21 protein-coding genes are annotated in these 19,726 nt (G+C 62.4%); 12 read left to right on the top strand and 9 right to left on the bottom strand.

Annotation, left to right across the window (positions count from 1 at the left end):
* Nucleotides 1-2: 2 nt before the first annotated feature.
* Genes ACVINW_RS21350 through ACVINW_RS21330 form a run of 5 tightly spaced genes read left to right on the top strand, consistent with a single transcriptional unit; the run spans nt 3 to nt 3,848 of the window.
* Entirely contained in the window at nt 3-356 is a 354-nt protein-coding gene (locus ACVINW_RS21350; RefSeq protein WP_456753102.1) for a hypothetical protein, read from the top strand.
* Nucleotides 357-396: 40 nt separating this feature from the next.
* Nucleotides 397-1,335 (top strand): cytochrome c oxidase subunit II, encoded by a 939-nt coding sequence (gene coxB, locus ACVINW_RS21345; protein WP_456753101.1) that lies wholly within the window; start codon nt 397-399, stop codon nt 1,333-1,335.
* Nucleotides 1,332-2,939, top strand: a complete 1,608-nt coding sequence (gene ctaD / locus ACVINW_RS21340) for a cytochrome c oxidase subunit I (protein ID WP_456753100.1) — start codon at nt 1,332-1,334, stop codon at nt 2,937-2,939. Before coxB ends, ctaD begins: the two co-directional genes overlap by 4 nt.
* Nucleotides 2,932-3,576, top strand: coding sequence for a cytochrome c oxidase subunit 3 (locus tag ACVINW_RS21335; RefSeq protein WP_456753099.1), 645 nt, complete (start codon nt 2,932-2,934; stop codon nt 3,574-3,576). The genes ctaD and ACVINW_RS21335 overlap by 8 nt, the downstream gene beginning before the upstream one ends.
* Nucleotides 3,573-3,848 carry a cytochrome C oxidase subunit IV family protein gene (locus tag ACVINW_RS21330; RefSeq protein WP_456753098.1) on the top strand — a complete coding sequence of 92 codons (276 nt, stop codon included), beginning with the start codon at nt 3,573-3,575 and terminating at the stop codon, nt 3,846-3,848. The genes ACVINW_RS21335 and ACVINW_RS21330 overlap by 4 nt, the downstream gene beginning before the upstream one ends.
* A gap of 1 nt (nt 3,849) precedes the next feature.
* On the opposite strand, the gene ACVINW_RS21325 is transcribed toward ACVINW_RS21330, so the two are convergent.
* From ACVINW_RS21325 to ACVINW_RS21310, 4 genes are all read right to left on the bottom strand, one after another.
* Entirely contained in the window at nt 3,850-5,079 is a 1,230-nt protein-coding gene (locus tag ACVINW_RS21325; protein WP_456753097.1) for a c-type cytochrome, read from the bottom strand.
* Nucleotides 5,072-6,850, bottom strand: a complete 1,779-nt coding sequence (locus ACVINW_RS21320; protein ID WP_456753096.1) for a GMC family oxidoreductase — start codon at nt 6,848-6,850, stop codon at nt 5,072-5,074. Before ACVINW_RS21320 ends, ACVINW_RS21325 begins: the two co-directional genes overlap by 8 nt.
* 9 nt (nt 6,851-6,859) lie before the next feature.
* Nucleotides 6,860-7,588, bottom strand: a complete 729-nt coding sequence (locus ACVINW_RS21315; protein ID WP_456753095.1) for a gluconate 2-dehydrogenase subunit 3 family protein — start codon at nt 7,586-7,588, stop codon at nt 6,860-6,862.
* 239 nt (nt 7,589-7,827) lie between these two features.
* On the bottom strand, nt 7,828-8,031 hold the full coding sequence (locus ACVINW_RS21310; protein WP_456753094.1) for a CsbD family protein: 204 nt from the start codon (nt 8,029-8,031) through the stop codon (nt 7,828-7,830).
* Between the two features lie 215 nt (nt 8,032-8,246).
* On the opposite strand from ACVINW_RS21310, the gene ACVINW_RS21305 reads away from it, so the two are divergent.
* The 5 genes from ACVINW_RS21305 to ACVINW_RS21285 all read left to right on the top strand — a co-directional run bounded on the left by ACVINW_RS21305 (nt 8,247) and on the right by ACVINW_RS21285 (nt 12,011).
* A complete protein-coding gene (locus ACVINW_RS21305; RefSeq protein ID WP_456753093.1) occupies nt 8,247-8,735 on the top strand; it encodes a YciE/YciF ferroxidase family protein in 489 nt (162 codons plus the stop codon).
* Between the two features lie 10 nt (nt 8,736-8,745).
* Nucleotides 8,746-9,282, top strand: coding sequence for a DUF4142 domain-containing protein (locus ACVINW_RS21300; protein WP_456756463.1), 537 nt, complete (start codon nt 8,746-8,748; stop codon nt 9,280-9,282).
* An 87-nt stretch (nt 9,283-9,369) separates the two neighbouring features.
* Nucleotides 9,370-10,575 (top strand): MFS transporter, encoded by a 1,206-nt coding sequence (locus ACVINW_RS21295; RefSeq protein WP_456753092.1) that lies wholly within the window; start codon nt 9,370-9,372, stop codon nt 10,573-10,575.
* Between the two features lie 82 nt (nt 10,576-10,657).
* A complete protein-coding gene (locus ACVINW_RS21290) occupies nt 10,658-11,410 on the top strand; it encodes a DUF72 domain-containing protein (protein ID WP_456753091.1) in 753 nt (250 codons plus the stop codon).
* Nucleotides 11,411-11,579: 169 nt separating this feature from the next.
* Entirely contained in the window at nt 11,580-12,011 is a 432-nt protein-coding gene (locus tag ACVINW_RS21285) for a CBS domain-containing protein (RefSeq protein ID WP_456753090.1), read from the top strand.
* Nucleotides 12,012-12,239: 228 nt separating this feature from the next.
* On the opposite strand, the gene ACVINW_RS21280 is transcribed toward ACVINW_RS21285, so the two are convergent.
* Nucleotides 12,240-12,395, bottom strand: coding sequence for a hypothetical protein (locus ACVINW_RS21280; protein ID WP_456753089.1), 156 nt, complete (start codon nt 12,393-12,395; stop codon nt 12,240-12,242).
* Nucleotides 12,396-12,565: 170 nt separating this feature from the next.
* Nucleotides 12,566-12,724 carry a hypothetical protein gene (locus ACVINW_RS21275; RefSeq protein ID WP_456753088.1) on the bottom strand — a complete coding sequence of 53 codons (159 nt, stop codon included), beginning with the start codon at nt 12,722-12,724 and terminating at the stop codon, nt 12,566-12,568.
* Between the two features lie 201 nt (nt 12,725-12,925).
* On the opposite strand from ACVINW_RS21275, the gene ACVINW_RS21270 reads away from it, so the two are divergent.
* Entirely contained in the window at nt 12,926-13,645 is a 720-nt protein-coding gene (locus ACVINW_RS21270) for a Crp/Fnr family transcriptional regulator (RefSeq protein ID WP_456753087.1), read from the top strand.
* A 257-nt stretch (nt 13,646-13,902) separates the two neighbouring features.
* Here the strand turns inward: ACVINW_RS21270 and ACVINW_RS21265 are convergent, their stop codons facing one another.
* A complete protein-coding gene (locus ACVINW_RS21265) occupies nt 13,903-14,751 on the bottom strand; it encodes a hypothetical protein (RefSeq protein ID WP_456753086.1) in 849 nt (282 codons plus the stop codon).
* Nucleotides 14,752-15,054: 303 nt separating this feature from the next.
* Entirely contained in the window at nt 15,055-17,361 is a 2,307-nt protein-coding gene (locus ACVINW_RS21260) for an FdhF/YdeP family oxidoreductase (protein ID WP_456753085.1), read from the bottom strand.
* Between the two features lie 220 nt (nt 17,362-17,581).
* On the opposite strand from ACVINW_RS21260, the gene ACVINW_RS21255 reads away from it, so the two are divergent.
* Nucleotides 17,582-18,547 carry an SDR family oxidoreductase gene (locus ACVINW_RS21255; protein ID WP_456753084.1) on the top strand — a complete coding sequence of 322 codons (966 nt, stop codon included), beginning with the start codon at nt 17,582-17,584 and terminating at the stop codon, nt 18,545-18,547.
* 55 nt (nt 18,548-18,602) lie between these two features.
* On the opposite strand, the gene ACVINW_RS21250 is transcribed toward ACVINW_RS21255, so the two are convergent.
* Nucleotides 18,603-19,679 (bottom strand): flavodoxin family protein, encoded by a 1,077-nt coding sequence (locus ACVINW_RS21250; RefSeq protein ID WP_456756462.1) that lies wholly within the window; start codon nt 19,677-19,679, stop codon nt 18,603-18,605.
* Nucleotides 19,680-19,726 lie beyond the last annotated feature (47 nt).

The raw sequence follows: 19,726 nt of genomic DNA, 5'->3' as shown, positions 1-19,726 counted from the left end.
ACATGGCTCAGACCAGCGGATTCGACTTCGAACGGTCGGACATCGCGACCAATGCCGTCGCCTGGATCGCAGCCGGTCTGGGTGCGTTCGTGCTGATTGTTCCCATCGCAATGCCGCTGATCTTTCCGCAATCGTTACGCCACGCCAGTCCCGCCGCGCGGCCGGCACTGAGCTCAAACGCTCCGCCACTCGAAGTCACCCCATCGGACGAACTCGAACGCGCGCGCCGTGAGGATGCCGAGATGACCGGCAGCTATGGCTGGGTCGATCGCGACCGCGGGATCGTGCGCGTGCCGATCGAGCGCGCCATTGAGATGCTGCTGCGAAAGGGCCTGCCGGGATGGCCTACCGCATGAACTGCGATCTCTCCGCCTTGTCACCGGCGGTGACCTGAGCATGTGGCGCCAGTGGATTCCGTTCTGGCACCCCGGCGTGTCTCCGGAAGGCGGCGACGTCGATCTGCTGTTCGCCGGCCTGTTGATCGCCAGCGCGCTCGTGCTGGGACTGCTGTTCTTCCTGCTAGCGCTGTTCTGCGTACGCTACCGCGCCGGCAACGAGGTCGACCGCGAGAACCACGAGGCCAAGAGCTGGCACTGGGAGGTCAGCTGGACCACGGCGTCCCTGCTCTGCTTTCTCGCGCTGTTTGTCTCGGGCGCCGGCGTCTACTTCGAAATCTACCGCAGGCCACCTGACGAGCTGACGGCTTTCGTGGTCGCCAAACAGTGGATGTGGAAAGTCCAACACCCCGGAGGCCAATCCGAGATCAACGTGTTGCATATGCCGGTCGACCGGCCGATCCGGCTGGTGATGGCCTCGCAGGACGTCATTCACAGCTTCTTCGTTCCCGCGCTCCGGCTGAAGCACGACGTGGTTCCCGGCCGCTATCAGGACCTCGAACTCACCGCGCAGAAGGCCGGGCATTATCACCTGTTCTGTGCCGAATATTGCGGCAGCGCGCATTCCGGAATGACCGGCGAAATCGTGGTGATGGAGCAAGTCGAGTTCGCCGACTGGCTCACGCAGCAGGCGCCTGCGAGCCCGCTCGCGGATGAAGGCGGCGCCCTGTTTCGCGAACTCGGATGCAGCGGCTGTCATAGCGCAGGCAGCAAGATCCATGCTCCGCAGCTGGACGGGGTTTACGGACGCCCGGTGCCGCTGTCCGACGGCAGCACTGTGATTGCCGACGACAAATATATCCGCGATTCCATCCTGCTGCCCCGCAGCCAGATCGCCGCGGGTTACGAGCCCCTGATGCCGTCTTTCGCGGGGAAGGTCACCGAGGACCAGTTGCTTCGTCTGGTCCTCTACATCAAATCGCTGGGTCGAGTGCCATGACCGAACCCGATTACCTCACCGTCCACTACACGCTTCGTTCGTGGTTCTTCACCACCGACCACAAGCGGATCGCGATCCTCTATTTCGCGAGCCTCACCTTCTTCTTCTTCGTCGGCGGCGCGGCAGCGACCGCCATGCGGATCGAGCTTGCCACGCCCCAGGCCGATCTCGTCAGCGACGACACATACAACCGCCTGTTCACCATGCACGGCATCATCATGGTGTGGTTCTTCCTGATCCCGTCGATCCCCAACACGCTCGGCAACTTCATCGTGCCGCTGATGATCGGCGCGCGCGACCTCGCCTTCCCACGGCTGAACCTGCTGAGCTGGTACATCTTCATGCTCGGCGGCAGCGTGACGTTGTTTGCGATCCTGGCCGGCGGCATCGATACCGGATGGACCTTCTACACTCCGTTCTCGACGCTCTATTCCAACAGCTACGTCATGGTCGCCGCAGCAGGCGTCTTCATCGCGGGCTTCTCGTCGATCCTGACCGGGCTCAGTTTCATTGTCACCATTCACCGGCTGCGCGCGCCGGGATTGACCTGGTACCGGCTGCCGCTGTTTCTCTGGTCCCTCTACGCGACGTCGGTGATCCTCGTGTTAGCCACTCCGGTACTGGCGATCACGCTGGTGCTGATTGCGGTCGAGCGCTTCTTCGGCGTCGGCTTCTTCGACCCGCGGATCGGTGGCGACCCGTTGCTGTTCCAACATTTGTTCTGGTTCTACTCGCACCCCGCCGTCTACATCATGATCCTGCCCGGAATGGGCGTGATCAACGAGTTGATCTCATGTTTCTCTCGCAAGCAGGTGTTCGGCTACAAATTCGTGGCCTGGGCCAGCCTTGCGATCGCAGCGCTCGGCTTCCTGGTCTGGGGCCACCACATGTTCGTGACCGGGCAATCGCTGCTGGCAAGCCTCGTATTCTCCTTCATGAGCTTCGTCGTCGCCGTCCCCTCGGCGATCAAGGTGTTCAACTGGACCGCCACGCTGCACAAGGGCTCGTTGCGGTTTGACGCGCCGATGCTCTATGCGCTCGCCTTCATCGGTCTGTTCACGATCGGCGGGCTCACCGGCCTGTTCCTCGCCTGCCTTGCCTTCGACGTGCACGCCACCGATACCTATTTCGTGGTCGCGCACTTCCACTACATCATGGTCGGCGGCATGGTGACGGCCTATTTCGGCGGGCTGCATTATTGGTGGCCGAAGATCACGGGCCGGCTCTATTCGGAGTACTTGGCGCGGGCCGCGGCAATCCTGATCTTCCTCGGATTCAATCTGACCTTCTTCCCGCAATTCATCCTCGGCGTGGAAGGCATGCCGCGGCGTTATCATGTCTATCCGCCGGAATTCCAGGTCTGGAACGTATTGTCGTCGGGAGGCGCGACCATCCTGGCCGCCGCCTATCTGCTGCCGCTGTTCTATCTCGGCTATTCCGTTTTCTTCGGCGCGCGCGCGTCGGCAAATCCGTGGGACGCGCCGGGGCTCGAATGGCAGACCTCGTCGCCTCCGCCGGAGCACAATTTCGACGTCCAGCCCGTCGTGACACGTGCGCCCTATCAATACTCCCGCAAGTTCGAAGCGGAGCCGCAGAATGCCTGAGAGTCCCGCCTTTGCACCGCAGTTCACGTCGGTCAGCCATCGCGATGAGTCCGCCGAACTCGGCATGTGGGTCTTCATCGCGACCGAGGTTCTGCTGTTCGGCGGCCTGCTGCTCAGCTATTTCGTCTATCGTCACGCCTATCCACAGGGCTTTGCGGCAGGCAGTCGACACACGGAGATCGCGGTTGGAACGGCCAACACCGCGATCCTGCTCACCTCGAGTTTTCTGGTCGCCTGGGCCGTCGAGATATTCTCGGCGGAGACGCGAAGATTGGCCGCCGGGCTGCTCGCCGGCGCGATCTGTCTCGGGCTCGCCTTCATCGCGCTCAAGGGCTTTGAGTATCATGGCGAGTACGAGGAGCACCTCGTGCCGGGTGTCGACTTCCAATTCAAAGGCGACCTCGCAAACGGTGCTCAACTGTTCTTCATCTTCTACTTCATCGCGACCGCAATCCACGCGCTCCATATGGTCATCGGCATCGGTCTGTTGGCAGTGCTCGCTCTGCTCTGCCGCAATGCCCCTTCGACTCGGCATCGCGCGGCACTGCACAGCGCGGCACTGTACTGGCATTTCGTCGACATCGTCTGGATATTCTTGTTTGCGCTGATCTACCTGCCGGGAAGGTCGACCGCATGACGCAATCCCGCCCCTCGCTCCCACTGGTCGCCGCATGGCTTGGCCTGCTTGGCCTGCTCGCACTGACCGTGACGATCGCCTATGTTCCGCTCGGCAGCGCGAATGCAATCGTCGCCATCGGGATCGGCACCGCCAAGGCGGCCGTGGTCGCCGCCATCTTCATGGAGCTGCGACATCGCGGCGCCCTGACCCTTTTGTTTGCCGGCGCCGGATTGTTCTGGCTCGGCATCCTGCTATGGCTCGGCTTGATGGATTTCCTGACCCGGACCTGAATTAGTTGGTTCTGGCTTGCAGCGCCGCGCGTTCCGTCCTGGCCTGTGCCTCGCTGACGGCCGGCCCCTTGCCCAAATGGTTGCGGACATAGGTGGCAACGGCGGCGACCTGCGCGTTGTTGAGCTGCCAGCCGAACGCCGGCATCGCGGGCCCGGTCGGCTCGCGATCGGTCGCCACGCTCTGCGCACCCTGCAGGATCACCCGCAACACGGTCGTCGGGTCGCCGGTGTCGACGGTTGCCGCGTGCGAGAGATCAGGGATCAGGTTCGGCACGCCGGTGCCGTCGGATTTGTGACAGGCCGAACAGAGGTCCTGATAGATCGCGCCGCCGGCCGTAAGCACCTTTTGGTCAGTCGAACTGTCCACCGCGGCCTTGGGTCCGCTGACGTCCTTGAGATACGTCGCCATCGCCTTGACGTCCTCGTCCTTCAACTTCGAGGTCGAGAGATCGACGACCTCGCCCATCAGGCCGGCGGCCGCGGCAAAGCGATTGTGGCCGGTCTTGAGGTACTGCGCCAGATCGTCCGCGGACCACGATGCAAGCGGCCCCTCTCCACTGGTAATGTCGGGTGCCACCCAACCTTGCAGCGTATAGCCCTGCAAGGACGCTGATGCCTTGTCGCCGCCAAGCAGCGTCTTGGGCGTATGGCAGGCCCCGCAATGGCCCGGCCCCTGCACCAGGTAGGCGCCTCGATTCCAGTCCTGCGATTTGGCAGGGTCGCCGTGAAACTCACCCGGCGCAAAGTACAGCCTGTCCCAGGCGGCCATCATGAACCTGATGTTCAGTGGAAACGGCAGCTTGTTGCTGGCAACGGCATTGCGCGCCGGTGCGATCGTCGAAAGATAGGCGCGAACGTCCTTGACGTCCTGGCGCGACATCCGGGTGAAGTACGGATACGGCATTGCCGGATACAGCCTCTTGCCGTCTCGGCGGATTCCCTGTCGCACCGCCGCATCGAATTCTGCATCGCTCCAGGCGCCGATGCCAGTGTCGCGGTCCGGCGTGATGTTCGGCGCGACCAGTACGCCGAATGGCGTCTCGATCGGTCGGCCGCCGGCGAACGGCTGTCCGCTGCCCGGCATGGTGTGGCAGCTGCCGCAATCGGCGGCATTGGCGAGATAACGGCCGCGCTCGATGGCGGCAAAGTCCTGCGAGCCCGCGCCAATCGCCGCTCCGCCGCTTGCCACCAATGCAGCAGCCATCAGCGCGAGTTGCGGCGGCCTAGGCATCGATCAACTGTCCCGGGCTCTTCAGATACTTGCCGCGGATCGCGTCCGCGGCCCAATAGGCCAGCGCCGCGACCGTGCCGGTCGGATTGTAGCCGGCGTTCTGCGGAAAGGCGCTGGCGCCCAGCACGAACAGATTCGGCACGTCCCAGCTCTGCAAATAGCGGTTCAACGCGCTGGTCGCAGGATCAGTGCCCATGATCGCGCCGCCGCACAGATGCGTGGTCTGATATTTCGTGATGTCGTAAGGCCCTCTGCGGTACTCCTTGTGCACCTGTCGGGCGCCCATCGCCTGGAATATCTCGGCAAACTTGTCGGTCAAGAACCTGTTCTGCTTGATCTCGTTGTCATGGAAATCCATGGTGATACGCCCGAGCGGGCGGCCGAAGCGGTCCTTGTAGGTCGGATCGAGATCGACATAGACATCGCGGTAGCTGTACATGCTGCCGTGCACGCCGGTGCCCGGCTTCAGGGCGCTCTGATAGTTCTCCTTGACCGCCTTCTTCCATTGCGCGCCCCACAGCGGCGTTCCCGGCGGCACCGGGGTGGTCTCGATCGGCCGGCCGTTGGTCTGCACCTGCCCCATATAGCCGCCGCCGACGAAGCCATGCGGCCCGTGATCGAAATTGTCGCCGTTGAATTCGTCGATGCACATCCCGATCGCACCCGATGCGATGAAGGGATTGAAGATAAATCTTGCCGGGTCGAAGAAGCTGACGACATCGGAGATGGTCTGGTGGGTGAAGTTGCGGCCGATCACGCCGCTCTTGGCATTGGGATCGTAGGGTTTGCCAATCCCGGACAGCAGGAGCAGTTGCACATTGAAGATCGTATAGGCCGACAACACCACGAGGTCAGCCGGCTGCTCCCACTCGTTGCCGTCAGTGTCGACGAAGGTGACGCCGGTCGCGCGTTTGCCCGAGCTGTCGCGATCGATCCGTACCACCTCGCTGTTGTCCCGCGCCGAAAAATTCGGCTTGCGGATCAGCGCCGGAAGGATCGTTGTCTGCGGCGAGGCCTTCGAATAGTTGCCGCAGCCGAACCATTCGCAGAAGCCGCAATAGGTGCAGGGTCCGAGCCGAACTCCGAGCGGATTCTGGTAGGCGCGTGACATGTTGCCCGATGGCTGCGGGAACGGCTTGTAGCCGAGGTCGCGGGCTGCCTTGGCGAACAGCGTGGCACCGAACGGCTGGTCCTGCGGCGGATTTGGATAGGGCCTCGATCGCGGTCCCTCGAAGGGATTGCCACCCTCGATGATCTTGCCTTTGACATTGCCAGCCTGCCCCGATGTGCCACACAGATACTCAAACTTGTCGTAATGCGGCTCGAGCTCGTCATAGGGGACGCCCCAGTCCTGGATCGTCATATCCTCGGGCATGAAGTTCGCACCGTAGCGCTCGGTCAGATGCGTGCGCAGCACGAAATCCGACGGCAGAAACCGCCAGGTCTCCGCATTCCAGTGCACGCCGCCGCCCCCGACGCCATTCGGCGGCATGAACGCGCCCCAGCTGCGGATCGGCAGCGCCGTCTGGTTCATCTTGTTGCGGAAGGTGAAGGTGGTTTGGTCCGGACGCAGGAACAGCTCATGACGGATGCGGTAGCGCAGCTCGTCCGCCGCATAACCCGGCGGAAAATCGGTCGCGGTGTTACGCCACGGGCCGCGCTCGATCGCCACCACGTCGAGCCCGGCCTCGGCGAGTTCGTGGGCCATGATCGAGCCGGTCCACCCTAAACCGACGATCACGACATCCTTTCTTGGCAGCTTGCGGGCCATGGTTGGTGCTCAAGATTTTGCAGGTGTCCAGTCGGCGCGGCCGGCAATGCCGACGGGGGGATAGGGATAGCGTTCGTTGTGCCGCTTCACCCAGTCGCGATAGTCGTAACGGATGCCGGGAAAGCCGATCATCTTCCAGCCGACCATGTCGCGGTTGCCGCCATGGATCGGATCCGAGAAGAAGCCTTCCGGCACGTCCTTCAATAGGGCGTCGAAGAACCCCTGCGCATCCACACCGTCGAACTTGGCCTCGCCGGCCTCAATCTTCTTGAGCACCGCGTCCTGCTGATCGGCGCTCAACTCGGCAAATGGCCTGCCGCCCTGGCTTGACCGGCAGAAAGCATCGAGCTCCGCCAGTCCCTTGCGATAGAGCTCGGCATGCGGGGTCTGCGATTGCGGTCCCTGCTCCTTGCTGCCCTTGATGTAGGGACCGAGCATGTATAGACCCTCATTCGCGCCATAGGCGCCCTTAAGCTGACGATCGATGAACACGGCGCAGCCAGCATCTTTGCCACCTGGTGTCTCGGGATCCGGCGGAATGATCCGATCGACGATCGCTTCCATAGCGCGCGCCTCGTCGGCGGTGAAGAATTGCCAGGGGCCCAGCGGCTCGATCGTCGGCACCGACATCGGGTGCGGAGCCCAGGGCACGTGATCGCGGATCAAAGCCGCCCGGCTCAGCGATGTCGTGCTCGCCAAGGAGGCTGCCAGCGAAAGCAGGAATGATCGACGCTGCATGGGGGAAGCCCGTCGCACCCAACCCTTGGCAAACGTGGGCCACTTGCGCCGGTTCCTATGCTGCGGCTTGGTCGGGATACTCCTTTCGGACCATTCTTCATGCCCGCCTTCATGCCCGCGCGCGCCCGCCGACGCCTGTTACTTGCCGGGTCAGCCGCTCGCCCCGTATCAAGCTGCGCCTCGAATTCGGCAGCATGGTACGCAGAGGCCCCGCCAAGGCGGGGCCCCGAATGCGATGCTCACCATTTCTGGCGGCCATACCAGTCGTTCACTTCCCTTGCGGCCTGATCCTTTGCATAGCCGTAGCGCTGCTGCAGACGGCCTTCGAGCTGGTCCTGCTTGCCGGCGATCACGTCGAGGTCGTCGTCGGTAAGCTTGCCCCATTGCTCCTTGACCTTGCCCTTCATCTGCTTCCAGTTGCCTTCGACACGATTCCAGTCCATCGCGGTTCTCCGTTGAAAGATGAGACCATCCAACTGGCCCGCTGAAGCTTCGTTCCGCAGCTGACTTGCGGCAAGACTTCGCAACGAGGCGAGACCTCGTACCACGCCGAACCGAGAGACCCGGCGACGCCTTGTCGCGCCGCAACCAGCGATAGGAACTTGCTCTCCGCAACCGTGTTGAGACGTCCGGACCACCCCAACCCACGGAGCGAGCTATGCCGGAGAAAGACCTCAGCGCCCTTTTCCTCGAAACCCTCAAGGACATTTATTACGCCGAGAAGCAGATCCTCAAGGCGCTGCCGCGCATGGCGAAGGCGGCCGATTCCGACCAGCTGCGCGCTGCCTTCGAGAAGCACCATGACGAAACGGAAGGACAGATCGAGCGGCTCGAGCAGATCTTCGATCTGATGGGCAAGCCCGCGCGCGGCAAGAAGTGCGATGCCATCGAAGGAATCCTCGACGAAGGCAAGGAGATCATGGAGGAGTACGCCGACACGCCCGCGCTCGATGCAGGCCTGCTCTCGGCGGCCCAGGCGGTCGAGCATTACGAGATCGCCCGCTACGGCACTTTGAAGGCCTGGGCCGGCCGGCTCAGCATGAAGGACGCCGTCAAGCTCATCGACCAGACCCTGGCAGAGGAAAAGAAGACCGATGAGACGCTCACCAAGCTCGCGGTCAGCGCCATCAATGCCGAAGCGGCTTGAGGAGCGGGCGATGAAGAGAACCATCATGGCTCTTGCAATGTGCTGTGCTCTGGCCCCGCCGGCGCTGGCGCAATCGGTGAGCGAGAAGACCGGCGTCAATTCCGTGCTTGGCGTTGCACCGAAGACGGCAGACTTCATCAAGGAAGCCGCGACCAGCGATATGCTGGAGATTGAGGCAGCCAAGATCGCCCAGCAGAAGGGCAATGCCGCGGAGAAGAAATTCGCTGATCAGATGGTGACCGACCATACCAAGACCAGTACCGAGTTGAAGGGGTTGGTCAGCGGCGAGATGAAGACGGCATTGCCGACGGGCCTGGACGACAGCTCTCAGAAGAAACTCGACGTGCTGCGCAACACCAAGCCGGACGATTTCGCCAGCGAATATGATCCGATGCAGGTCAGCGCCCACAAGGACGCAGTCTCTCTGTTCGAGCGTTACGCCAAGGGCGGCGACGATTCGAAACTGAAGGACTGGGCCGGAACGACCCTGCCGACACTGCAGCACCATCTCGCGATGGCGCAGGACCTGAATAAGAACCGGAAGTAGCAGGCCGGCGGTGGCCGGTCGTTTCGGTTGGAACGAACGGCCACATGACGGATTGCCTTACCATCCCGGCTTCGTGAGGCAATTCGAATGGCGCAGCTCGACGCCATGCGCACCCAACGAATGGAACTCCGGCATACCGCGGCGCTCGCCGCGGTCGGCATGCTGCTTGGCACGGCCTTCGCTCTCAGTACCCTGATCACGCCGCTATACCTGATCTATCAGAAGGCCTTTGGCTTCTCGCAGATCACCCTGACACTCATCTATGCGGCCTATGCGATCGGCAATATCGCCGCGCTGCTGTTGTTCGGTCGCGTCTCCGACCGCGCAGGCCGGCGGGTGACGGCATTGTCTGCGACCGTGGTGCTGATCGTCGCCGCTTTGGTCTTCCTGTTTGCCGACGGTATCACCTGGCTATATATCGGCCGTGTCCTCAGCGGGCTTGGCATCGGCCTTGCGAGCGGCACCTGCAATGCCTGGCTCGCCGAACTGGTCGGCGAAGCCGAAAAGGGGCGCGCGGCCACCATCGGCACCAGTACCAACTTCATCGGCCTCGGAATTGCTGCACTGCTGTCAGGGCTGCTGGCGCAGTACGCGCCGTGGCCGCTGCAGCTCTCGTTCGTGATCTATCTCGTGGTGGCGTGCGCGGTTGCGGTGCTGATCTGGTTCACCCAGGAGACCGTGCGGAATCCCGATCATGGCCAGATCGAGATGCGGCCGAAATTGGCGCTACCGCGAACGATCCAGGCGCAATTCGTGGCTCCTGCCATCACCGGCTTCGGTTTGATGGCACTGGTCGGCTTCTATGCCTCATTGATGCCCGCGATTCTTTCGCACGATCTTCATATCGAGAACCGCGCTGCCGGCGGAGCACTGTTGTTCGAACTCGCCATTGTCGTTGCGCTGGTCATCGTGGCGACCCAGACGCTTGCCAGCCGGACCTCGATGCTATGGTCGCTCGCGCTGATGATCCCTGCAGCCGCGGCGATCGTGATCGCTCAGGTTTCCGCGTCGCTTTGGGTCATGCTGGCAGCGACTACCATCGTGGCCGTATCCGCCGGGCTGGGTTATCGCGGCAGCCTTCAGGTCGTCAATCAGATCGCGCCCGCCGACCAGCGCGCGGCCGTCGTCTCGACCTATTTCGTGTGCTGCTTCATAGGCAACGCGGTGCCCGTGATTGGTGTCGGCGTGTTGTCGAGCCTCACCGATACGATCGTCGCCGACATCGCATTTTCCGCGACGATCGCGGCTTTCGCGCTGGTCGCGCTGATCTTCGGCGCCATCTACCGACGCTGACCACAGCCGCGGCTGAACTTGTCGTGCGCAAACGCATCAGCAAGTCCTCGACGATGGCTCGATCGGGAGGTTAGATCATCGCATGGCGCGCATCCTGATTGGTACATCCGGCTGGCACTATCGGTCATGGCGCGGTCCGTTTTTTCCCGAGGGATTGCCGCTCAAGCGACAACTCGACTACTACGCTCGCCAGTTCCCGACCACGGAGCTCAATGGCGTCTTCTATCGCACGCCCACGGAGAATGCGGTCGTGGCCTGGCGCGAAGCCACCGATAAGGATTTCGTCTTCGCCTGGAAGGCATCAAAGTTCATCACGCACTGGAAGCGCCTCTCCGATAACTCGATCAACAGTCTCGAATTGTTGGAAGATCGTCTGTCGTTGCTGCGCAACAAGGCCGGCCCGATCCTGTTTCAGCTGCCGCCGAATTTCACGGTTGACGCCGACCGCCTGGCGTCGTTCCTTAAATTGCTGAAACGGCGACGGCGTTACGCCTTTGAATTCCGTCACCCGAGCTGGTACGAGCCGCGCATCCTTAAGACTTTGGCAGCACGCAACATCGCTCTGTGCATATCCGATCACCACGACGCACCCGCGCCCTGGAGGCGCACGGCCGACTTCGTCTACGTCCGCGGCCATGGTCCAGGCGGACAGTACCGCGGCCACTACAGGCCAGCCGAGCTTTCGGAGTGGGCGAAGCGCATCCGGAGCTGGAAGAGGCAGGGATGCGACGTGTATGTCTATTTCGACAACGACCAGAAAAGCGCGGCGCCGGCCGATGCGAAACGCCTGCGCGAATTCCTTGGCTCGGCTGGCCCGCAGCCGGCCGGACGATAGGAGCCAAGCGTTCTGGTCCGTTCGCGGTGATGGACTTGATGCGGCCCCCGCTCGGCGTCCTGACCGGCGTCGCCACCGAGAACGGCAAGTAAACGCCGCACAGAGTTAGGAACGCCGCTCCGGACCGCCTCGTTGGGCCAGTACGCACCAATCAAATGGAGAGGCGATCATGAAAATATCCGACGCAATGACGTCCGAGGTCCAGCTGTGCACTCCCGACGACACGCTCCGCGACGTTGCCGAAGCCATGGGAACGCTGGGAGTTGGCATGCTGCCGGTTGCCGACGATGATCGTCTGGTCGGGATGATCACCGATCGTGATATCGCGGTTCGTGGCATCGGAACGGGCCGCGGCCCGGAGTCACGGGTCGGCGACATCATGACCGCTGAAGTGAAGTATTGTTTCGAGGATCAGGAGATTGAGGACATCGCGCAGAACATGGGAGCGATCCAGGTTCGACGCCTGCCCGTGTTGGACCGTGACAAGCGCCTGGTCGGCATCATTGCGCTCGGAGATATCGCCCAAATCCAGCCGAACGATGGCACAGGTGCGGCTCTGAGCCAGATCTCCCGGCCGACGACCCAACACGCACAATTCTAGCTACCCGATGTTCCATGCTCCGCTTCGCGAATTGGCTCGCGGAGCAGAGCGCTGGTGATGGACCAATGGCCGACTATGTAGCGTGGATTGCAATTGCCGCTGGAATCGTCGCGCTCGTCGCCGCCGCACTGCTTTGGCGCGCCAACTACGTCAGCTCCGATTGAGCTGGATTGAGTCCGATTGAGCTGAACTGACGATTCTCCATTAGCCGATCGCACGGCTTGCTCTTCACGTCTCGTTCCGCTCGTATCGTTCGCGGACGACCTCATCTCCTGTCTGCACCGCCCGTCTGTTGCGGAAGTGATACTGCAGCACTCCGAAAATCAAGGCTGTGAGGAGAACGAAAGCTGCGATGCCATAGATGATTTCCAGGCCCATATCCATCAGTCTTCTCCATGCGTTCCGACCACGAGTTCCCGGTCCGCCCTCACCGGCCGTCGCAACGGTCTAACCACAATCATCGAGCGGCTGACCGGTTTGGTCGATCACAGGCTTATCGTTGACGATCGCGAAGTGAAAGGCTGCCCTTGGGCCAGCCCTTCTGTTCTCGTCCACTATTGCGTGTTCGATTCATGCCATTTTTCCAAGTCGGGCTTCTCGTCTCCGGAGCGCTGTTCCTTTTCGGGATTGCCTTTCCAGGGTTTATCGGTTTGCGCATGTGAACCCCAGTCGTTCGAGCGGCCGGAATCCTGCGTCACAGGCTTTCTATTCATGTCGATCTCCATAGGAACAGAAGCGCAGACGAGGCGATGGGTTCCTAAGCTGCCGCCGGAGGCCGCGCGCAATCTACCGGCTGCCAGGATTCTCGCCTTTCGCACGTAAGGGTTCCGAACTTAACTTATGTAAATCCCACAACTGCGGCGGTTCAATACAAGTCTTCAGAGTTGCCGAGTTCGACGGGCGGGGAGCCGAAGATGCCAATTGATATGATGATCCGCAAGGTCAGGCTTCATACGGCTCTCGCCGAAGAGGACATCGTGGCTCTGCGTTCAATCGTCTCAAGCGTCAAAGAGCTTGGCCCTGGGACATCCATCGTCCAGGAAGGCAGCATCAGTAGCCATTGCTGCGTCATGTTGAGCGGCTTCTCCTACCGCGCGAAAGTCTCGGACGGTGGCAAACGGCAAATCCTGTCGTTTCACATTGCGGGCGACATGCCGGATTTGCATGGAATGCTCCTCAAAAGAATGGATCATGACCTGACCACGCTGACGGACGCGCGCGTCGGCTTTATTGAGCATCGAGCCCTGAGGAAAGTCATCGATGCCCGGCCTGCGGTAGCCGAGGCCTTGTGGCGAGAAACCTTGATTGACGCAGTGCTGTTTCGTGAGTGGATCGTCAGCCTTGGCACGCGCACCGCCGCTGCGCGCATGGCTTACCTTGTCGCTGAACTGCGTCAGCGCCTCGCCGCGATCGATATGGTCGCCGAGGATCAGTTTCGTTTCCCCGTTACGCAGGCGAAACTTGCCGAGGCCCTCGGCTTGAGCACGGTGCACGTTAACCGGGTTCTCCAATCATTTCGGTCTCGCGGCATTCTCGACATCAACGGTCAGCTCGTGACGCTACGCGACATTGAAAAGATCGTCGAAATTGGCGGGTTCAACGAACTGAACTTGCAACTTCCGAATAGCCTCTAGGAGAATACGGATCGGACTTCCGCCATGGCCTCGATGACTTCCCAGTAATCCAGGACGTATCAATATAGGTGAGCCTCCGTCCGGCACATCTCCGAGCAGGCGAGCTAGAGTCGGTAGGCATCGTGCTGACGATCCCGCGGCCTCGATCTTTTCATAGGTATCCCAACGATTCCGGCTCGCAACCACAATCGCGCACGCCGTGCGGACAGGACGCCGCAGTACTGATCACAGAAAGACATCGCGCAGACCGAATTACATCAGACCACCGGCACAGCCGTGGTCGGCCTGCCGCCCATCCACTCCGGCAGCGCGGCACCGTCGCGATGCCTGCCGCCCGCACAGGCCGCGGCCCAGGCGGCGACCGCGCCGAACAGCAGCGCTGCGGCAATCGAGAATGCTAGGATCACCGCACTGCGCCGCGACCGCTGGATGGCGGTTCGGGCATCGCCAATGACGCTGTCGACACGCTTCTCAGCCTCGGCGGCGGCGAGCCCGGTCGCGGCGGCAACCTGCTGGATCAGATAGCTGTGATCCTCGGCGCTGATCCCGCTATGGCCGGAACTGGTCAGTAGAATGCGGCCGGCTTCCGCGCGCTCGTAGCCGATGTCGATATTGGCGGGACGCCGCGCCGATCGATACAGGTGGTCGAGCTCGGTGCTCAGCAACGGCTCCGCGGCCGTCGCGGAGGGGCGGCTCTGGACCACTGGGCGCGCGGCGGACAGGCCGACCAGCGCCACGATCGTCGTCCCCAGAATGACAGCGATCGCCCAGGCTGTCAGGCCATGCAATCCATCGCTGCCCTCGATCATGTCGGACGGTGTCGCTCCGATGATGCGGTGCGCGCGGCCGGCGATATAGCCGCCGACGCCGAAGCTGGCCAGCGCCTGCAGGATCAGATACAGCCCGGACAGCAGAGCAAGCGCCGCCGATGCGTCACGCCATGACGGCGAGCTGGAACTCACGCCCAATCCGAGCGCCGCACCAAATCCGATCAGGATCACCGACAGGGCCGTTGCGACCAGCGCACCGGCGAACACGGGGCTCCATTGCACCCGAAGGCCGGTCCTGCGGTCGGCCGACGCGGCAAGCTCTCGCTCGTTATTCATGATGCGCCTACCGCAATCCGAAGAACGACAATATCGCGAGAATGACGACGATCAGTCCCACCAGATAGATCAGCTGGTTCATGCAAGCCTCCTCAGCTCGAATTCGCCATGACAAGCTGGCCGCCATGCCAAAGTTCCTATGCGGACACGCGGTCAGCAACAAAGCCCAATCTCGCCGGGGAGAGCACGAATAAGCCCCATCGCACAGGCAAAGCCGGATCGCTCCGGTTACACTTGCGCGTTTGCAGTGGAGGCCTCGACGCAGACGGGCTTTTTGACGGCTTTGCCCACGTCTGAGGGACCTCAGGCAGCAGGAGCATCCGCCCTCACCCGCACCGGGATCGATTTCGCCGCCGGTGTCTTCGCCTTCGTCTCGTGATGCCATAGCGGCAACAGCGGATTGCACTCGGGATAGTAGCCGGCGATGCATCCCGGTGGAATGTCATAGGCCACGACGCGCAGCCCGCCAACCTCTCGTGTCACACCATCGCTCGCCGCAGTTGCCAGCGTCACCATCGCGCCTTCCCTCAGCGCAAAGCGGTCGATGTCCCTTGGGTGCATCAACACGACTTGGCGCGAGCCATAGATGCCGCGGAACCGATCATCATAGCTGTAGATCGTCGTGTTGAACTGGCCGTTGCTGCGCAACGTGATCAACTGCACCACGTCGGGGTCGCGCGTTTCCGCCTTTGGATCGCTGGCGAGCGACGTCGGCACAACGAAATTGGCTTTCCCCGTCTTCGTCTTCCATTGCCGTTGACGCGCCGCGAGCGGCCGGTGAAAACCACCGGGTTGCCAGAGCCGTGCGTTGAAGTCGTGGAAGATCTCGGGATAGATCGCCGCGATCGCGTCGCGGATCCGGCTGTAATCGGCCACCCAATCGTCCCAAGGAATACTCGAGCGTCCTGGCGCCGCCGCCTTGGCCAGTTCCGCGATGATCCTCGGCTCCGACAGCAAATGCGGGCTGGCCGGTGCCACCTGGCCTCGGGAGCCATGCATGCAGCCGGTCGAGTCCTCCATCGCCACCGCTTGCCGGCCGCTAGCCTGCTCATCGAACTCGATACGGCCGAGGCACGGCAGAATGAACGACACCTCGCCGTGGACCAGCGCGGAGCGGTTGAGCTTGGTCAGGATGTTGACGGTCAGGCGCAGCTTGCGCCATGCCGGCTCGACCAGCCGATGCTCCGGAACGGCGCGGACCAGATTGCCGCCGAGCAGCACCATCGCCCGCACCGAGCCATCGATCACCTTGGCGCAGGCCTCGACCGTCGTGACACCCCTATTTTCCGGCACGGCGAAGCCGAACTGCTGCTTGATCTTGTCGGCCGGCACCATCGAGGGCTTCTCGGTGATGCCGACGGTCCGTTGCCCCTGGACGTTGGAATGGCCGCGCACCGGAGTGATACCGGCACCGGGCTTTCCGATGTTGCCGCGCATCAACGCCAGGTTGATCAGGGTCTGCACGGTCTCGACGCCTTGCTCGTGCTGCGTCAGGCCCATGCCGTAGATGAACATCACGGCCTTGGCCTGCGCATATACCGCGGCGGCCGCTTCGAGCGCATCCCGCTTCAGGCCGGATCGTTTTTCGATCTCCGACCATTCGCACAGATTCACAGCTTCAGCGAAATCGTCCCAGCCGTGGGTGTGCTCGTTGACGAAGGCCCAATCGATCACAGGATCCTTCGGATCGGCGCGGTCCTCCCGCGCCAGCAGCGCCTTCGCAATGCCCACGATGGCGGCGGTGTCGCCCCTGGACCTGACCTGGTGATATTGCGAGCTTATCCGGGTCGGCGCGTCGGCCAGCATCTCGCCGGGTGCCTGCGGGTTGACGAACTCCTCCAGCCCGCGCTCGCGCAGCGGGTTGAAGGTGACGATCGGCACGCCGCGCCGCGTGGCGTCCTGAAGCTGGTGCAGCATGCGCGGACTTGACGTGCCGACATTCTGCCCGAAGAAGAAGATGCAGTCGGTCTGGTAGAAATCGTCCAGCGTGCAAGTGCCGACCGGAACACCGATGCTCTCCGGCAGCGCCACCGAACTGGTCTCGTGACACATGTTGGAGCTGTCGGGCAGATTGTTGGTACCGTAGGCGCGCGCGAACAGGCCATACATGAAGGACGCCTCGAGCGAGGCGCGGCCGGAGGTGTAGAACACCGCACTATCCGGGTGCAGCGCCCGCAGTTCCCGCCCGATCTCGGCAAAGGCATCTTCCCAGCTGACCGGCACGTATTTGTCGGTCCCCGCGTCCCAACGCATCGGATGGGTCAACCGGCCGGCGGCTTCGAGGTGATGATCATCCCAACTTTCGAGCTCGGTCACGGTCCTTGTCGCAAAAAATTCCGGTGTGACGCGCTTGTGTGTGATCTCCCATGTCGTGGCTTTGGCGCCGTTCTCGCAGAACTCGAACACACGGGGGTCTGCGGGCTTGGCCCAGGCGCAGCTCACGCACATAAAGCCGCCGGTCTTGTTCTGCTGGAACAGAACACGGCTGCCTTTGAACGGGACATGCTCCCGCGTGAGGCTGTTCGCCAGCGATCGCACCGAACCCCAACCACCCGACGGTCCCGAATAGGGCTCGACCTCGAGCGTCTCGCTCAGCCGCTTCCTCGTCATGATCTATCCTTGATGAACTGCGTCCGCGGACGTGACCATTGGCATGTCCGGCAAAAGCTTCACGGATCGACCAATCAAGGTCGGCGATGGTCAAACGTTCCTATCGCGATGGGCTGACTGATGATCGGCTCGTGCGACAGGAACGGTTCAACAGCCTGGGAATTAGCGAGCGATTGACAAAGCCGCATTGCCGGTTCCGCGATAACGACACGAGGCGTCCATGACCGACTCGATAGGAGAACAGCGACCGAGGCGGGCCCTCACGGCCAACACCGGTCTTCGGCGCGGAGCGGAAGCGGGGCACGAAGGCTTGACGGACCCGACCATCCTCCATCCGAAACCACCGTTCCGGAAGCAGTCGCAACCATGGCCGGGTCTTGCGTGCCGGATGGACCCCCGTCCCGATCACGGCGAGACCAGCTACAAGGGGTCGGATCGGCTGGCAGGCCGCAAGGCGCTGATCACCGGCGGCGATTCCGGCATGGGCCGGGCCGCGGCCATCGCGTTTGCGCGCGAGGGCGCCGACGTTGCGATCAACTACTTCCCGAGCGAGCAGCCCGACGCACAGGAGGTCATTGGTCTGATCGAGGCGGCGGGCCGTCGCGGCCTCGCGATCCCCGGCGACATCAGGAGCGAGACCTTCTGTCAGGAGCTGGTGGCGCGCGCCGTCGAGGGGTTGGGCGGTCTCGACATCGTCGTGTGTAACGCTGCCCGCCAGCAGTCACGAGAGTCCATCCTTGATGTCTCATCCGACGACTTCGACGCGACGATGAAGACCAACGTCTACGCCCCGTTCTGGATCATCAAGGCTGCGCTGCCTCACTTGAAGCCCGGCGCATGCATCATTGGGACGACCTCGGAGCAGGCCTACGACCCTTCACCCGAGCTCTACGACTATGCCCAGACCAAAGCCGCAACCATGAACTATGTGAAATCGCTGGCCAAGCAACTCGGCTCGAAGGGAATCCGGGTGAATGGTGTCGCGCCCGGTCCGATCTGGACCCCGCTGCAAGTCTCCGGCGGCGCGTCGATGGAGAAGCTCGAGCAGTTCGGCGGCCAGACGCCGCTCGGTCGTCCCGGCCAACCCGCCGAGCTCGCATCGATCTACGTCCAGCTCGCTGCTGGTGACGCCAGCTATGCGACAGGTCAGGTTTATGGATCGGCTGGCGGATCTGGGCAGCCCTAGCGCTGACGGATGACGTCCTTCCCGGTCCGGGCGCCGATCGGGTTTGACGGGAGCATCACTTCGGAATCGGATCGGAGATATCCGCGCCTGGATTTTCCAGCTTGCCCGCGCGGGCGAGCTGCACGGCGTTTCCGAGCGCACGGGCAACGTTCACGACCTCCTGCTGGAATGCAGCATCCCTGTCGAGCGCCTGGTGTGACGTTGCGTAGGGTTCCATATACCCGACGTAGCCGTCCGCCTCACCGGTGCGCCCGCTCGAGAGGAGACTCATGTCGGTGAGCCAATCTGACAATGATCGACGCAGCGTCTCGGCGCCAACGCTATCCCCATGGACCACGAGGCCGAAATGGCGGCCGGCCAGATGGCGCGGATACGACCAGCCTTTTAGCTCCAGCGCCTTGGCCTCATCAGCTCGCTTGCCGTGCGTCGACGACGGATCCGGATTTCCGCCGTCGGCGCAGACCAGCCGGTCGATCATCGCCTTCAAGCCCGCGGGAGCGTGGTACCAGTTCACCGGTGTAATGATGAGAATTCCGTGGGCCGCCACCCAAAGCGGATAGATGTCGTTCATCCAATCGTCGGTTTGCCCCAGTGAATAGTTCGGGTAGCAGCTGCATGGCCAGTGGCAAAGCGGCATCGCGGTCGCGACGCAGGACTTGCAAGGATGGATCTGCTTGCCGAATTCCGAGGTCAGTCTCGACAGGTCCAGAATATCCACGGCAAGACCCATTTGCCGAAAGACCGGCTCGGCCAATTCGACAAGCCGCCACGTCTTCGACATCTCACCAGGACAGGTGTGGTCACTGCGCGGTGATCCGTTGACGATGAGAATACGCATCGGCTCGTCAACCTTGTCATGACGGCGCTGTGCCTCCAGGATCGCCTGCCGTGCCACCAGCCAGTCGTTCGCGATCTCATAGGACGGATCGGCAAACCCGGGCCCCGCTTGACGCGTCGCCGGCGCTTTGCGCGAATGACTATAGCCGTCCCACGCCGCAGCGACGATCGCATCGACCTCCCGAGTCAACAGCTTGAACGCAGGATCGACGAAGCGACTTCGATACCGCCGCTCAAATTCGTCGCGCGACAGTTTGACAGAAGGCATGCCCTTCCGGACGTCGGGTTGCATCATAGGGGACCAATTATGGTGTCCCGGCATCAATGCGACGGCAACCTCGA

The organism is Bradyrhizobium sp. USDA 4461 (assembly GCF_054055655.1).
Note: the sequence above shows the minus strand (reverse complement) of the source record. Positions and strands in the feature narration are given on the sequence as shown.

Coding starts and splice junctions, on each gene's coding strand:
- ACVINW_RS21350 (WP_456753102.1), top strand. CDS start 3: ATGGCTCAGACCAGCGGATTCGACTTCGAACGGTCGGACATCGCGACC.
- coxB (WP_456753101.1), top strand. CDS start 397: ATGTGGCGCCAGTGGATTCCGTTCTGGCACCCCGGCGTGTCTCCGGAA.
- ctaD (WP_456753100.1), top strand. CDS start 1,332: ATGACCGAACCCGATTACCTCACCGTCCACTACACGCTTCGTTCGTGG.
- ACVINW_RS21335 (WP_456753099.1), top strand. CDS start 2,932: ATGCCTGAGAGTCCCGCCTTTGCACCGCAGTTCACGTCGGTCAGCCAT.
- ACVINW_RS21330 (WP_456753098.1), top strand. CDS start 3,573: ATGACGCAATCCCGCCCCTCGCTCCCACTGGTCGCCGCATGGCTTGGC.
- ACVINW_RS21325 (WP_456753097.1), bottom strand. CDS start 5,079: ATGCCTAGGCCGCCGCAACTCGCGCTGATGGCTGCTGCATTGGTGGCA.
- ACVINW_RS21320 (WP_456753096.1), bottom strand. CDS start 6,850: ATGGCCCGCAAGCTGCCAAGAAAGGATGTCGTGATCGTCGGTTTAGGG.
- ACVINW_RS21315 (WP_456753095.1), bottom strand. CDS start 7,588: ATGCAGCGTCGATCATTCCTGCTTTCGCTGGCAGCCTCCTTGGCGAGC.
- ACVINW_RS21310 (WP_456753094.1), bottom strand. CDS start 8,031: ATGGACTGGAATCGTGTCGAAGGCAACTGGAAGCAGATGAAGGGCAAG.
- ACVINW_RS21305 (WP_456753093.1), top strand. CDS start 8,247: ATGCCGGAGAAAGACCTCAGCGCCCTTTTCCTCGAAACCCTCAAGGAC.
- ACVINW_RS21300 (WP_456756463.1), top strand. CDS start 8,746: ATGAAGAGAACCATCATGGCTCTTGCAATGTGCTGTGCTCTGGCCCCG.
- ACVINW_RS21295 (WP_456753092.1), top strand. CDS start 9,370: ATGGCGCAGCTCGACGCCATGCGCACCCAACGAATGGAACTCCGGCAT.
- ACVINW_RS21290 (WP_456753091.1), top strand. CDS start 10,658: ATGGCGCGCATCCTGATTGGTACATCCGGCTGGCACTATCGGTCATGG.
- ACVINW_RS21285 (WP_456753090.1), top strand. CDS start 11,580: ATGAAAATATCCGACGCAATGACGTCCGAGGTCCAGCTGTGCACTCCC.
- ACVINW_RS21280 (WP_456753089.1), bottom strand. CDS start 12,395: ATGGATATGGGCCTGGAAATCATCTATGGCATCGCAGCTTTCGTTCTC.
- ACVINW_RS21275 (WP_456753088.1), bottom strand. CDS start 12,724: ATGAATAGAAAGCCTGTGACGCAGGATTCCGGCCGCTCGAACGACTGG.
- ACVINW_RS21270 (WP_456753087.1), top strand. CDS start 12,926: ATGCCAATTGATATGATGATCCGCAAGGTCAGGCTTCATACGGCTCTC.
- ACVINW_RS21265 (WP_456753086.1), bottom strand. CDS start 14,751: ATGAATAACGAGCGAGAGCTTGCCGCGTCGGCCGACCGCAGGACCGGC.
- ACVINW_RS21260 (WP_456753085.1), bottom strand. CDS start 17,361: ATGACGAGGAAGCGGCTGAGCGAGACGCTCGAGGTCGAGCCCTATTCG.
- ACVINW_RS21255 (WP_456753084.1), top strand. CDS start 17,582: ATGACCGACTCGATAGGAGAACAGCGACCGAGGCGGGCCCTCACGGCC.
- ACVINW_RS21250 (WP_456756462.1), bottom strand. CDS start 19,679: ATGATGCAACCCGACGTCCGGAAGGGCATGCCTTCTGTCAAACTGTCG.